Genomic DNA, 15,005 nt, shown 5'->3' with positions numbered 1-15,005 from the left:
ATTTTCTGTGTCCTTCTGTTATATCAGTTCTATCTATTTTGCCGATTCTACGATACCACTGTCTCTCAGTTCCATCTCCCGTTTTCATCCACCAGATAGCCGTCCGGTGTGACTGTGCTGGTGAGCAGAGCTCCCTGCGGATTTCCGTTCAGAAGATACTTTGAGAAATAGTACCAGTGCCCGCCAATAAACTGCCAGCCATACAGAAGATTTCCGTCATTCCCGGCGTAATACCAGCGGTTGCCGGATACGATCCACCAGTTGCGGTAGACCTGACCGAGCGGATCGGTAAACTTCCAGCCGCCCTCCGGATTTTTCACCCAGCTCCCGCTGGTATCCGGAAGTGCTCTCTGCTGACTGCCCGCAGTACTCCGGTTCGCAGTCGCCGCATGTCCGCCGCCACCACCGCCTGAGCCTCTTCTGTGCCTGCTGTGTGTACCGCCGGAGCTTCCGGAGCTTCCGGCGCTTCCACCGTCCGGCTTCTTCTCCGGCTTCGGCGCGGGCTTCTTCTCAGGTTCCTTCTTCTCCGGCTTCGGCGCGGGCTTCTCTCCCTGCTGCCCTGTCAGTGGATTCTCATCGAGAAGATAAAGTGCAACCGGCGGAATATTACCTTCACTGTCCCTGTGATCCTCAGGATTCACAAGCTTCATCCAGATATCCTCATAATTCTGAACGGCAATGCGAAGCAGATCGCCGGTCTTCAGCAGCCTTCCCGCAAAGGTAATGGTCTTTGCCGCCGGATTAAAGCTGTACTCTGATTTTGGCAGCTCCTGCCACTCCTTTCCGACCAGTCGCTGAACCTTTGCATTTCCCTTATAGACTGCATCGTACCAGGCTGCGGACTCCGGTTGGAAAATTGCCTGCCCGTCCATAACGATGCCATAAACCGCCAGCCTGTTCGCCACATCCTCGGAAATCAGTACATTTGCCCGGTTCAGCTCGCCTCGCTCTATGACAACAGTGACAGGATAGCGGAACGGAAGTCCTGCTTCTGCCTCATTCTCTGAAATGATCTCCAGCTCAACGGGAATCGTGATCACGCGAATGCGCTCTCCCGCATTCCAGTCCACTACATCCGGTACACCGCTGATGTTTCCGTCCGCAGAGAGAGACAGCCCGCAGGTCTCGGGTGCCGCGATGAGCTCCACATTCCGCGGAAGCTTCAGCACGCTGAGCACTTCCTCCTCATGCTCCGGAACCGGCTGATTCTCCTTCAGCGTGAGCTGCCGGAATTGAATCTGTTCCTTGATTTCTGCAATACGCTCCGCATTCGTCTTGCCTCCCTGCTCCGAGAGATCTGCTCTGCCGTTCCGGTTCTCATCGCGGAGTATCGTCACCGGGACATAGAGCTGAAGCGGCACTGCTGAATCTCCCTCTCCTCCGTTCAGCAGATCATCGCTGAGCTCAAGTGCGGCCTCCGTCTGCTTCAGCTGTACCGGAATTCTGATCTCTCTTTTCAGTTCTCCTGCCTTCCAGTCTGCCACGGTCGCAACGCCAAAGAGCATCCCCTCTGCATTGACGGAGAGACCGCACACAGTCTCCGCCTTCTGAAGCAGCAGATAGCGCTTCTTCAACAGCAGAACCTTCAGCCCCTCAGCCGCGGCCCTTCGCTCAAGAACCTCCGCGCCCGGGATCACATTCTTCTCCTGCAAAAACTTCTCCAGCTCTGTCTGCTCCTTCTGCTCTGTCTCCTGCCCGCCTCCCTGCGGCTTCCGGTAATCCGGTGACAGATACAGGTCGGTCTTCGGCATGGTAAAGCTGAGCTCCGGATTGCTCTGCTGACGAAGAAGCTCCCGATAAGTCTCCGGCGCTTCCTCTTGCAGAAGAGCACTCAGATACCAGGCTATAAATTCCTGACCTTCCTTCTTTGCTGCCCGGATCCGCACTCTGGCTCCGGCGGGGATCTGCTGCTTCAGCTCTTTTGATGCGGGTTCTATGAATTCTGCATTGCCGATTTCCATCGTGTAGCTCTTTGCCGCCACCGCTCCGGTGCAGATTTCCTTCGTAAATCCGCCCTCGATCGGCTGACCTGCCGCAGAGACGATCTTCTCATCAATGTGCAGAATGTAGCAGCTGTTTGCATCCAGCGGCTCCACCTGCGATTCCACATGTGCCGCCTTGCCTGCCATCTGAAAGCTCACACAGGATACCTGCTTTCCATCTAGCTCCCGGAGGAAAAGCTCTCCTCCCATGAGCCGGGTTGTGTCATTGATACCCGCTCCCTTCTTGCTGAGCCATATGCCCTTGCCCTGGAAGCTGACGTCTCCTTCTTCCAGATGCTCAAAGGATACCGGCTGGTTGAAGTAGAGACTGAGCCCCGTGTCCCCGGTCTGCAGCTTATAGTCCGGTGTTTTCAGAAGATCCTTCCCCGGGTCATTATTCACCAGAAGCTGTGCCAGCTTAAGCGGCTCGGCATTCGCCTCCTTCTTTACTTCAAGGATGTAGCTCTCTTCTTTTTCGAGGAAGGAGCGCTGGTCCTCGGTCCGGAGCCAGCTGCCAATCTTCAGCGTGTATCGCTCCCCCTGCCGCAGCGCCTCTATGGGCCGCAGAGTAACGCTCTTCTCTCCGAACTCCAGCTCTGTACGAATCTTATTTTCGCCGTGCTCGAGGGTGATGTGGTTCTCTGCCGACTTCTTCATGAGCTCCGCATTGAGCTTCAGCTGAACCTCCAGCGGTGCATGAAACTGCATCTCACGTTCAATGGGATCCCCATTCACGGTAATCGACTCGATTTTGGCCTTCTCCGGCGCCACCAGTTCCTTCTCTATTTTTGCGATGCACTCTGTTCCCAGATAAGCCTCAACGCGCACCGGAAAGCGCTGCTCGCTGTCCTTCAGCTCAAAATTGAAATCACTGTCGAAGAGGGTATTAAAGATCGTGTTCTGACCCTCAAAATTTCTGCCCTTCTCTGTCGGAATGAACTTCTCCTCAACCGTCCGATCGACTGTGACGCGATAGTAATCCACCTTCTTCGGTGTCAGCCAGCGAAGTGTGAAATTCGGCAGGATTTTGTCCTCTCCGGTCTGTCTCATGGCGAATGCGCTCTCAAAGCCCAGCAGCTCCTCCGCATCCTGTCCCGGCTCCGGCTTCGGCAGCTCCGGCTCCGCCTGCTTCTCTCCGGGGGTGATATGGATCTTGACCGTCTTTCCATCGGTAGAAAAATCTTTATAGACAACCGTGACCGGAAGGGAAACTGTCTTTTCTACCTCTCCGTCCGCTAAAAGACCTTTCTTCACCAGCTTCTGATCAAAACGAAAGCTCCTGATATCCTGTCGTTTGCTTTCGCTGGAGACGGCTGCAAAAAGCATCTCCTCTGTGAGCTCTGTATCATCCTTCTTCTCAATCGGCTTGATATAGAGATATCCCTGATCCGCCATGGAAGAAAATACAGCTCTGAGTCTCATACCGCTCACTAGCTCCAGCGTGTTGGGATACTGCTTGAGCTTTGAAAGCTTCTGCCACTCATTCTCCGTATCGCTCCACAGCTCCCAATAGAGCAGCAAGTAGTTTTCGCTATCGTCTGTAGCAGTTTTGACCGGAGCTCTGTTCAGCTTGAGTCCCGAAGGAATACTAATCTCCAGCTCTGCATTTTCAGTCGTCGGACGAAATTCCTGCTCCTCGCCGCCCTCCGCTGTCCTGTACTTCAGATATCCGTTCCCCTTCACAGAGAAGCTGACCGTCACCTGCTCTGCAGCCTCCTCTGTCACATCACCATCGCCCCTAATAGACTCCGCAGCCAATGCGCCGCCTCTCTCTCGCCTCTGCCTGCTCTCTGCATTTGCAGCACTGGCAATCTCAAAAGACTCCTCTGCCGCCTCGTCTTCTCCGTCCGGAATCAGTGCCGCACCAGAGACTGCCGCATCAAAATCCGGCATTTCTGCCTGTGCTTCCTCTGATGAGACAGTCCGATTCCCTGCCCCCGTTCCCGCTGCAAAGACGGGCGCGACCACGGACGTGCTCAGCATGGACGTCGCGAGGCAGCCGCACAGCAGCTTAGATAAAACATTTCTTAACTTCATACCTTACTCCCCTCTTTATTTTCTTTTGCTTACTTTCATTAGAAAAAGCTAACCAAGGGATTTGAGTTAGCTCTGCCTAATCAAATATTAACACATCTGTCGGAAAACGCAAGTTCCATTTATAAAAAGGGGGTTTTCCTGTATGACAAATAAAGGCAGGAGCTCCTGTGTGAAGTTCCTGCCTCTGTCTGTTTCATTTCCTGTCAAAGCTCTGCTGTGTGCCGCCTCTTATCTGTTGAACGCACCCTTGCCCGGATATACCGCAGCTGTGCCCAGCTCCTCCTCGATCCGGAGCAGCTGATTGTACTTCGCAACTCTCTCGCTGCGGCTCGGCGCGCCAGTCTTGATCTGGCAGGTGTTCAGTGCAACTGCGAGATCGGCAATTGTGGTGTCCTCCGTCTCACCGGAGCGGTGAGAGGAGATCGCGGTATAGCCCGCCTTGTGCGCCATCTTGATCGCCTCAAGCGTCTCGGAGACAGAGCCGATCTGGTTCAGCTTGATGAGGATGGAGTTTCCGCAGCCGAGCTCAATGCCCTTCGCGAGACGCTTCGTATTGGTGACAAAGAGATCGTCTCCGACGAGCTGCACCTTGTCGCCGAGCTCCGCAGTCATCTTCTTCCAGCCTTCCCAGTCCTCCTCATCGAGACCATCCTCGATGGACCAGATCGGGTACTTCTCAATCAGCTTCTTCCAGTGTGCAATGAGCTCGTCGGAGCTGAAGTCTCTGCCGGACTTCGGCTGATGATAGAAGCCGATGCCCTTCTCGCTCTTCCACTCACTGGATGCCGCATCCATGGCAAGCACAAAATCCTCGCCCGGCTTATAGCCTGCGTTGCGGATCGCCGCGAGAATGTGCTCGATGGTGTCCTCGTCGTCCTTTAAGTTCGGTGCAAAGCCACCCTCATCACCGACAGCCGTGGTATTGCCCTCGTCCTTCAGAATCTTCTGAAGCGCATGGAATACCTCGGTGCACCAGCGCAGCCCCTCGCGGAAGGAAGGAGCGCCGACCGGCATGATCATAAACTCCTGCGTGTCAACAGAGTTGGTCGCATGAGCGCCGCCGTTTAAGATATTCATCATCGGAACCGGAAGACGATTCGCATTCGCTCCGCCGAGGAAGCGGTACAGCGGGGTGCCAAGCGCCTCTGCCGCTGCCTTTGCACTCGCGATGGATACAGCGAGAATCGCGTTTGCGCCCAGCTTCGACTTGTTGTCCGTGCCGTCTGCCTTCAGCATGGCAGCATCAACCGCATAGACATTCTGCGGATCCATCCCCCTGATCGCATCACTGATCACGGTATTAATATTCTGGACAGCCGAAGCGACGCCCTTTCCTCCGAACTTTGTCTTGTCGCCGTCTCTCAGCTCAATCGCCTCAAACTCGCCGGTGGAAGCTCCGCTCGGCGCCGCGCCTCTTCCGACCGTGCCGTCCGTCAGAATGACCTCTGCCTCAACCGTGGGATTTCCGCGGGAATCAATAATTTCACGACCTATGACCTTTTCGATTTCCAGATGCTTCATGCTTATCCTCCATTGCTTTCTTTGCTGAACTTCTCCGTGAGCAGCTCTGTCTGCACGCGGTATTTACCTGATTCCAGGCTCTGAGTCTCAGTGGCTTTGTTAATTCTATCACAGTATAGCACAATCCCGCGCATTGTAAAATTATTTCTGAAATTTGACCGGCAAATCTGCACTGTGTTATAATCGCCGGATAAGCATCCTTACTGCACACGTCTTATCAGGGCAGACAGCAAAGCTGCCCGGCAGTTGTTTTTCTTAATTCTATCGCGGAGGCCTTATGCTCACATACTACGGTCCGATTGCACTGATTGTTCTCTCCAATATCGTCTACCATGTCTGTTCCAAGTCTACACCGGAAAATATCAATCCGCTTGCGGCGCTCATTGTGACCTATCTCGTGAGTGCGACTGCCTCTCTGCTGCTCTACTTTGGCCTGAACCGCGGCGGTGATCTCCTGCACGAATACCACGCGCTGAACTGGACCAGCCTGGCACTCGGCGTCTCTCTGGTCGGACTGGAGGCCGGAACCATCTATATGTACAAGGTCGGCTGGAATGTGAGCTCCGGCGAGCTGGTGTATGCCTCCATACTCGCGGTTGTGCTGGTTCTGATCGGCGTCCTCTTCTACCACGAGGCAATCACTCCGAAAAAAATCATGGGTATTCTGGTCTGCATGGTCGGTCTGTATCTTATCAACAGCAACTGAGCGGAGTCACTCCCCGGGTCTTTTCTTTTCTCCGTATCCGGAGAGCACCGGCTTCCCCTGCTTCAGACTCTCCTGTACGTCGATGACGCGCTGGTTGCTGCTGCCGCGGAAGCGTAGGCTCAGATCCTTTTTTGTCCTGTCGAACTCTCCATCCACAAGTATATCTGTCATCTCAAGTATCGCCGCCGTGTCCGAGCTGTGACAGCGGCGATTTGTTTCGTCATTCAGCTCTTCCCAGGTGTAGCCGGAGTAGATCCAGACCGTGGAGTGCGGACTCTCCCGCTTCACCCGCTCCAGAAAGGGCCGCAGCACCGCCTGATTGGAGAGCTCCATGGGCTCCCCGCCGAGCAGAGAGAGCCCGTCAATATAGGAGGGCTTCAGGTTCTCAATGATATCATCCTCCGCCACCCGATCAAAGGGCAGCCCATACTGAAAGTCCCAGGTTTCCTGATTGAAGCACTCCGCGCAGTGATGCGTGCAGCCACTCACAAACAGAGAGATGCGGCAGCCGATGCCATTTGCCATATCTGCGTAAAACACCTGACCATAATTCATATTCTGCTCCTCTTTTCCTTATTCTCTCACAGAGCAGAAAGTTCACTGCCTTCCTGGGAACCCTGTAAGAAATCCCGGAAAGGTTTTCTATAGGATTAAAGAAGAGACCGCTCTCGCGGCCTCCTCTTCCCTCTGCCTTCCGAATCCAAAACAGAGCTCCGGGCAGGCTCTTATTCCGCGGTACTCTTGCAGCCGACCGAGAGCTTCGGGCTGGACACATGAAGCACTCTGTCCCGGATCTCCTGCGTTCTGCCCTGATTCCAGAACTGCGTCCCAATGTAGCCGCAGGTGCGTCTCGCGACAAACATCTTCTCCTGATCGTGGTTTCCGCAGTTCGGGCACTCCCAGATCAGCTTGCCGTTCTCGTTCTCACGGATCTTAATCTCCCCGTCGTAGCCGCAGACCTGGCAGTAATCGCTCTTTGTGTTCAGCTCAGCGTACATGATGTTGTCGTAGATATAGCGCATCACAGAGAGGACAGCCGGAATATTGTTCTGCATATTCGGAACCTCGACATAGCTGATCGCGCCGCCCGGAGAGAGCTTCTGGAACTCCGCCTCAAAGTTCAGCTTCTTGAAGGCGTCGATCTTCTCTGTGACGTGGACGTGATAGCTGTTTGTGATGTAATTCTTATCCGTGACATTCTTGATGATGCCGAAGCGCTTCTGCAGGCACTTTGCAAACTTGTAGGTGGTGGACTCCATCGGCGTCCCGTAGAGAGAATAGCTGATGCGCTCCGCAGCTCTCCACTCCGCACACTTGTCGTTCAGCCGCTTCATGACCGCCAGCGCGAAGGGCTTCGCCTCCGGATCCGTGTGACTCTTTCCGGTCATGCGCATGCACATCTCATAGAGTCCCGCATAGCCGAGAGAGATCGTCGAGTAGTTGTCAAAAAGCAGCCTGTCGATGGTCTCACCCTTCTTGAGGCGCGCCAGCGCGCCGTGCTGCCAGAGTATGGGAGCGACATCGGAGACAGTTCCCATGAGGCGCTCATGGCGGCAGCGCAGGGCTCTGTGGCAGAGCTCCAGGCGCTCGTCCAGTATCTTCCAGAACTTGTCCATATCTCCGTAGGAGGAGCAGGCGACGTCCACGAGGTTGATGGTGACAACACCCTGATTGAAGCGCCCGTAATACTTGTGCGCTCCGTTCTCACCGAGGCCCCTGTCGTCCGGGGTGAGGAAGGAGCGGCAGCCCATGCAGGGATACACATCGCCGTTTTTATATTCCTTCATCTTCTTCGCGGAGATATAGTCCGGAACCAAGCGCCTTGCGGTGCACTCCGCGGCGAGCTCCGTGAGACTCCAGTAGGGTGCGTCCTCTGTGATATTATCCTCATCCAGTACATAGATGAGCTTCGGGAAAGCCGGGGTGATCCAGACTCCCTTTTCATTCTTCACGCCGCGCATTCTCTGTAACAGAACCTCACGGATGATGGCGGCAAGGTCATCTCTGGTTCTTCCCTCCGGCACCTCGTCAAGATACATGAACATTGTGACAAAGGGCGCCTGCCCGTTGCAGGTCATAAGCGTGATGAGCTGATACTGAATTGTCTGAATTCCGCTGCGGATTTCCTCTGCGAGACGGCGCTCCACAATCTTCGAGATAATCGCATCATCCGTGGACTCCCCGCAGAGCTCCCGCTCCTCCAGCACTGCCTTGCGGATCTTCTGACGGCTCACGTCCACAAAGGGCGCGAGATGCGAGAGTGTGAAGGACTGACCGCCGTACTGATTGGAAGCGACCTGCGCCACAATCTGCGTGGTGACATTGCAGGCAGTGAAAAAGCTGTGCGGACGCTCAATCAGAGTCTCACTGATGACCGTTCCGTTCTGCAGCATATCCTCCAGATTGATGAGATCGCAGTTGTGCTCCCGCTGCGCATAGTAGTCGGAATCGTGAAAGTGGATGATGCCCTGCTCATGCGCGGAGACGATCTCCTGCGGCAGCAGAATTCGCTTTGTGAGGTCCTTGGATACCTCGCCCGCCATGTAGTCGCGCTGCGTGGAATTGATGACCGGATTCTTGTTGGAATTCTCCTGCTTGACCTCCTCATTTGCCTGATCAATCAGCGAGAGTATTCCCTCATCTGTCGTATTCGCCTTTCTGGCGAGGTTCCGCCTGTAGCGATAGCGGATATACTTCTGCGCGACCTCAAAGCCGCGCATCTCCATGATGCCCGTCTCGACCATCTCCTGAATGTCCTCGACATTGACCGCGTGCGTAGTTCTTGCCACCTCACCCGCAATCTTGTCTGCGATGGCCTGAATCTGATAGACATTCAGCTGATGAATGCGATCCACCTCCTTATTGGCGGCATCAATCGCATTGACAATCTTCATCACATCAAAGCTTACTTCCTGACCGTTTCTCTTGATGACATTGGTTTTTACGCTTGTCTCCATTGCTCTCCCCCTGTCCTGCGCCAAAGGAGCTCCCTTCAGCGAAGCCGACCTGCTCTAGATACTAAATATAGTGTATACCTCCCTGCAGAGGCCTTATATTTTGTGCTTCCTCATCATACCGCAGTTGTCATAAAATAGAAATAGGCATTTTTCTACAAACTTCCAGGCTATTTTTCTCTGTTTCTACCATATGTAGTGATTGTTTGTTTTTGTGGAACTATATATGTGGTATGCGGCAGGTCTCAGTATAGCACAGAGGAAAGGGGAAAACGAGGGTAATAATGACCAAATTCCGCAGGCTCAATGCTGCGGATTGTGATTGCCGGCCTCTGACTTCACAGCCTCCAGCTCAACAAAGAAGCGCACACCTCCCGGACAGTTTTCAACACCATAGGGCATCCCGTGCGCCTCCATGATCGCCTTTACAATGGAGAGCCCGATCCCGCTTCCTCCATATGTGCGGGAATGCGCCTTATCAACCTTGTAGAACTTATCCCAGAGGTGGGGGAGATCCTCCTCCGGGATGCTGCTGCCTGTGTTGTATACAGCCAGGCGGATACGCTCCCCGCGGGGCTCCACAGAGACAGCTATGCTTCCGCCCTCATTTACGTGGTGCAGCGCATTGCTTATATAATTTGTCAGCACCTCCTCGATCTTAAATTCATCCGCATTTACCAGCACCGGGACGCGCAGCTCCTGCTCCCCTGAGACGGCATTGACAAAAGAAGCCCTGACCGAAGCGCCCTGATTCTCCGCCATCATTTTTGTGGCGTGAAGCACGCCGCGCACCAGCTCCGTCAGATCGAAATTCTCTCTGGAGAGCTCCGGGGCACCGGATTCCAGCTTGGAGAGCGTGAGCAGCTGCTTCACAAGACTGTTCATCTTGCCCGCCTCATCAATGATGACATTCAGATAATATCTTCTGTTCTCCGGATCCTCGCAGACTCCGTCGTCCAGGCCCTCCGCATAGCCCTGAATCAGCGCAATCGGCGTCTTCAGCTCGTGCGAGACATTGGCAATAAAGGCCTTCCGCATCTCATCGATTTCCTCCTTGCGGCGGATATCCTCCTGCAGCTCTGCATTGGCCTCCTTCAGCTTTCGTATGGTCTCCTCAAGCTTCTCTGCCATTGCATTCATATTGCTGCCGAGCACGCCGATCTCATCCCTGCTCTTCCCGCAGTAGCGCTCGCTGAAATCCAGTCCGCCCATCTTCTTCGAGAGCGCCGCAAGGCGCTGGATGGGCCGCGTGATCTGCCGCGTCATAAAGAAGACCATCAGAGCACCCACCAGAAGTATGAGCAGCCCGATGTAACCCAGGAAGCGATTGGCCAGAATCACACTCTCCTTCAGATTGGAGACCGGCGTCGTCATGAGCAGCATGGTCTGGTTGTCGCCACAGTACGCAAAGCAGTCGATATTGACCGCATCGCTCTCATCGTCATAGGCGCTGATGATCGTGTAGTTCTCCGTCTGCGCCAGCACGGCGGTCTGTGTGCGGAAGCTTCCGTTGAACAGGTACTTCTGCGCGCGGCGGAACAGATAGCTTCTGCCCCGCTCGGTGGATTGCAGCAGACTGGAATCCGCGGAATCCATCACCGCGATCGTAATATTATAGATATCGGAATATGCGTTCAGAATCTGCGAAATGCGTGTGCTCCTGTTGCCGTTCCGCATGACTTCCGTATTAATGCTCGCGTATGCCCGCTCGATATCCTTCACCTTCTGTGCCCGGTAAAAGCCCTCAAGCCCCCAGGTGTTCAGAATAAAGGCAATTCCGACCAGCACCGCCAGCACTGAGAAGATCAGGCAGGTGAAGCGCACCCATATGGAATGTCTCATTGCTTACGCCTTCTCCCCCTTGCCGCCATCCTCCGGCTCGAACTTGTAGCCCATGCCCCAGATGGTCTTTATGAGGCTGCCCTTCTCCCCCATCTTGGCCCGCAGCTTTTTCACATGCGTGTCGATGGTTCTCGCATCCCCAAAGTAATCATAATTCCATACATTGTTCAGTATCTTCTCTCTTGAGAGGGCAATGCCCCTGTTCTCCATAAAATAGCTCAGCAGCTCAAATTCCTTGTAGCTCAGCTCAATCGGCCTCCCGTCAATCTTCACCTCATGTGCCGCCTTATCGATCGTGATGCCGGCGCAGCTTAAGCCGCTCTCCGTCCCGTCTCCCTGCGTCCTGCGAAGGATCGCCTCGACGCGTGCCACCAGTATCTTCGGGCTGAAGGGCTTCGAGATATACTCATCCACGCCGAGCTGAAAGCCCTGCAGCTCATCCCGCTCCTCCGAGCGCGCCGTCAGCATGATAATCGGAAGCCGAGAGTAGCGCCGCACCTCCTTCAGCACCTCCCAGCCATCCATCTTCGGCATCATGACATCCAGAAGAATGAGGTCGATGCTCCGGTCTGCCATGAATAACTCCACCGCCTCCTCGCCATCACCTGCCTCCAGCACGGTATATCCCTTCGCACTCAGAAAGTCCCGCACAAGCTTCCGCATCCTCGGCTCATCATCTACCACCAGTATTCTTGCGCTGTCCATTTCATACCTCCGACCATAAAGTCTCCCTCTTCTCTCAAAGCAAAGAGTACAGAGCGCTCTCTGCGGCTGATACGCACAGGCGTTTCAAACAAAAAGAACAGGGAGACGCAGCTCTTCTGCATTTCCCTGTCATTTTAACAAATCATGTGGGGCAATTCTACTTTTTCACAGAAGTATCACAATCCGGCACCGCTCACTCCGCCTGTCTGTAGCAGATCGAGAGCTCATCCAGCTGCTTCTGCTCCACCGTATCCGGTGCATTCATCATGAGATCCGATGCGTCCTTCACCTTCGGGAATGCAATCACATCGCGTATGGTGTCCGCTCCCACCATGAGCATGGCAAGACGATCCAGACCATAGGCCAGTCCTGCGTGCGGCGGCACACCATACCTGAATGCCTCCAGAAGGAAGCCAAAGCGCTGCTCCGCCACCTCCTGAGACAGTCCCAGAACCTCAAACATCTTCGACTGTATCTCTGACTGGTGGATACGCACCGAGCCGCCGCCGATCTCCGTGCCGTTCAGCACGATGTCATAGGCCTTTGCGCGGACTGCACCCGGATCTGAATCGATCTTGTCCCAGTCCTCCTCCATCGGCATGGTGAAGGGATGGTGCATCGCCTTAAAGCGATTCTCCTCCTCCGACCACTCAAGCAGCGGGAACTCCGTGACCCAGAGGAAGCGGAAATCGTCCTTCCTGAGGAGATCCATCTGCCGCGCAAGCTCCAGACGCAGCGCGCCCAGCACATCCCACACAACCTTATTCCGATCGGCGGCAAAAAGCAGCAGGTCGCCCGGCTTTCCGGACAGCGCTGCAGTCAAAGCATCCATCTCCTCCGGCTTCATGAACTTTGCAAAGGAGGACTTGAAGCTTCCATCCTCCTGAATGGCGATATACGCCAGGCCCTTCGCACCGTAGGTCTTTGCAAACTCCACGAGCGCATCAATCTTCTTCCGCGGCATGGCCCCCTGTCCCTCTGCATTGATGCCGCGCACGGTTCCGCCACTTGCGATGGCGCCGGTGAAGACAGAAAAGCCACAGTCTCTCACCAGCTCCGTGACATCGTGAAGCTTCATGCCGAAACGGAGATCCGGCTTGTCGGAACCGTAGTTGTCCATGGCCTCCTGCCAGGTCATGCGCTGAATCGGCAGTGCAACATCAACATCCAGCACCTCCTTGAAGAGTGTCTTTAAGAGGCGCTCATTGACATCCATCACCTCATCCACATCCGCAAAGGAGAGCTCCATGTCGATCTGCGTGAACTCCGGCTGCCGGTCCGCTCTCAGATCCTCATCGCGATAGCAGCGCGCGAGCTGCACATAGCGATCATAGCCGGAGCACATCAGCAGCTGCTTTAAGAGCTGCGGAGACTGCGGGAGCGCATACATCTCTCCCGGATGCACGCGGCTCGGCACAAGATAATCTCTCGCTCCCTCGGGCGTGCTCTTGATGAGCGTCGGGGTCTCAATCTCAAGAAAGCCATTCTCCGCCATAAAGCGGCGGGTGATGGTCGCAATCTGCGAGCGCGTCATGATATTGCGCTGAATATCCGGACGGCGCAGATCAAGGAAGCGGTATTTTAAGCGCAGCTCCTCTCTCGTCTTCGCATTCTCCTCGATCGGGAAAGGCGGAGTCTCAGACTCGGAAAGGATTCGGAGCTGCTCTGCGCGCACCTCGTATGCTCCGGTGAGAAGCTGCGCATTTGGAGCGGAGCGCTTCATGAGCGTTCCAACCACTGCGATACAGAACTCACTCCGGAGGCTGCCCGCCTTCTCGAATACCTCCGCACCGCAGCTTGCCTCCTCAAAGACCAGCTGGAGTATTCCGCTGCGATCCCTCAGATCGGTAAAGATAAGCCCGCCCTTGTTGCGGCTTCTCTGCACCCATCCCATCACTGTCACTTCAGTTCCCTCCACGGCACCGACAACCTCGGCGCAGCGATGGGTACGTCTCAGACCCTTCATTGATTCTGACATGGTTATTCTCTCTCCCCCCTATCACTTCTCAGCATAGAACTCGCTGAAGTCCGTATATCCCTGTGCGCTGAGCTGCTCCTTCTGGAACTTCTTATTCTTCGCCATGCGCACGACCAGCACATCGCTTCCCGCCTCGCGCTCCGCCGCAGCCTCCTTCAGAAGCGCTGTGACACGTGCCGCAGACAGATTCTTCTCATACAGGAAGGCCTTTTTCCTTCTCTGATCCGGAATACGGAAGCCGCTGTCCATCAGTATGGTGATGATGCGCTCAAAGCCGATCGAAAAGCCACAGGCCGGTGTCTCTGTACCGGTAAACTTTCCAACCATCCTGTCGTAGCGTCCGCCGCCTGCCACGCTTCCGCCAAAGCCCTCCATGGAAACCTCAAAGATCGTTCCGGTATAGTAGCCCATGCCGCGCACCAGAGTCGGATCAAATTGCAGACCGAAGCCGCCTCCGGAAACTTCCGCCACTGACTCCATGATCTCCGCAAGTCCCTCTGCCGCGCCTTCCTCGAGGAAATCTCCGAGCGTCTCGCCCAGCGCGCGCACTGCCGCTCCGTCCGTTCCAAGCTCGCGAAGGAGCGTCAGATAGCGATCCGCGGACTCTCCCGCATATCCATTGGCTATGAGTTCCGCTCTCACTCCCTCCTCTGCGATCTTGTCCATCTTGTCGAGGGTAATGAGTACGGAATCTGCTGCCTCCTCCGGAAAGCCTGCCCAGCTCACCAGAGCTCTCAGGATGCGGCGGTCATTGACACGGACTGTAAATGCCTGATCCGGGCAGATGCGCTTCAGCGCAGTGGTTGTCGCAAGTATCAGCTCGATCTCACAGAAATTGGAGGCATCCCCCAGCACATCAATATCGCACTGTGTAAACTGACGGTATCTGCCCTTCTGCGGGCGGTCTGCTCGCCACACGGAACCGACCTGCAGTGCCTTGAAGGGCTGCGGCAGCACAGCGCTGTTGTTTGCATAGTAACGTGTCAGCGGAAGTGTCAGATCGTAGCGCAGGCCGCTGTCAGTGAGATCCTCCTCACTCTCCGCCTCTGTAATCCGCAGCTTCTCGCCGCGCTTCAGGATCTTGAAAATAAGCTTCTCATTATCTCCCCCCTGCTTGCTGGTGAGATTCTCAATATGCTCCACACATGGCGTCTCCATCGGTGTAAAACCAAAGCCGCGGTAGGTATCCTTGATCGCAGCAATGAGATAATCCCGGAGCAGCATCTCCTCCGGAAGCACATCCTTCATACCGGTGACGGGTTTTTTCTTCATAGCCATGG

General features: G+C 55.0%; 9 protein-coding genes. 1 reads left to right on the top strand and 8 read right to left on the bottom strand.

What is annotated here, in order from left to right:
• Positions 1 to 65: 65 nt before the first annotated feature.
• Positions 66 to 4,019 carry an N-acetylmuramoyl-L-alanine amidase family protein gene (locus J2S20_RS08735; protein WP_307255047.1) on the bottom strand — a complete coding sequence of 1,318 codons (3,954 nt, stop codon included), beginning with the start codon at positions 4,017 to 4,019 and terminating at the stop codon, positions 66 to 68.
• Positions 4,020 to 4,247: 228 nt separating this feature from the next.
• Positions 4,248 to 5,540, bottom strand: a complete 1,293-nt coding sequence (gene eno / locus J2S20_RS08730) for a phosphopyruvate hydratase (RefSeq protein ID WP_307255046.1) — start codon at positions 5,538 to 5,540, stop codon at positions 4,248 to 4,250.
• A gap of 277 nt (positions 5,541 to 5,817) precedes the next feature.
• Here eno and J2S20_RS08725 point away from each other — a divergent pair, with 277 nt between their 5' ends.
• On the top strand, positions 5,818 to 6,246 hold the full coding sequence (locus tag J2S20_RS08725; protein ID WP_106612791.1) for an EamA family transporter: 429 nt from the start codon (positions 5,818 to 5,820) through the stop codon (positions 6,244 to 6,246).
• A 6-nt stretch (positions 6,247 to 6,252) separates the two neighbouring features.
• Here J2S20_RS08725 and nrdG read toward each other — a convergent pair whose 3' ends face one another.
• The 6 genes from nrdG to hisS form a co-directional block, all read right to left on the bottom strand.
• Complete coding sequence (gene nrdG, locus J2S20_RS08720; protein WP_307255044.1) at positions 6,253 to 6,801, bottom strand: anaerobic ribonucleoside-triphosphate reductase activating protein; 549 nt, start codon at positions 6,799 to 6,801, stop codon at positions 6,253 to 6,255.
• A 170-nt stretch (positions 6,802 to 6,971) separates the two neighbouring features.
• Positions 6,972 to 9,203, bottom strand: a complete 2,232-nt coding sequence (gene nrdD, locus J2S20_RS08715; protein WP_106612789.1) for an anaerobic ribonucleoside-triphosphate reductase — start codon at positions 9,201 to 9,203, stop codon at positions 6,972 to 6,974.
• 300 nt (positions 9,204 to 9,503) lie between these two features.
• A complete protein-coding gene (locus J2S20_RS08710) occupies positions 9,504 to 11,042 on the bottom strand; it encodes a sensor histidine kinase (protein ID WP_307255042.1) in 1,539 nt (512 codons plus the stop codon).
• A 3-nt stretch (positions 11,043 to 11,045) separates the two neighbouring features.
• Entirely contained in the window at positions 11,046 to 11,747 is a 702-nt protein-coding gene (locus tag J2S20_RS08705; RefSeq protein ID WP_307255041.1) for a response regulator transcription factor, read from the bottom strand.
• 193 nt (positions 11,748 to 11,940) lie between these two features.
• The gene (gene aspS, locus J2S20_RS08700) at positions 11,941 to 13,725 is read right to left on the bottom strand and encodes an aspartate--tRNA ligase (RefSeq protein WP_106612786.1); all 1,785 of its coding nucleotides are present in this window, start codon (positions 13,723 to 13,725) and stop codon (positions 11,941 to 11,943) included.
• A 21-nt stretch (positions 13,726 to 13,746) separates the two neighbouring features.
• Positions 13,747 to 15,003, bottom strand: a complete 1,257-nt coding sequence (hisS, locus tag J2S20_RS08695; protein WP_106612785.1) for a histidine--tRNA ligase — start codon at positions 15,001 to 15,003, stop codon at positions 13,747 to 13,749.
• Positions 15,004 to 15,005: the final 2 nt, after the last annotated feature.

Origin of the sequence: Moryella indoligenes (assembly GCF_030812885.1) — a bacterium.
Lineage (GTDB): Bacteria > Bacillota > Clostridia > Lachnospirales > Lachnospiraceae > Moryella > Moryella indoligenes.
This window is presented reverse-complemented; position numbering and strand designations above follow the sequence as displayed.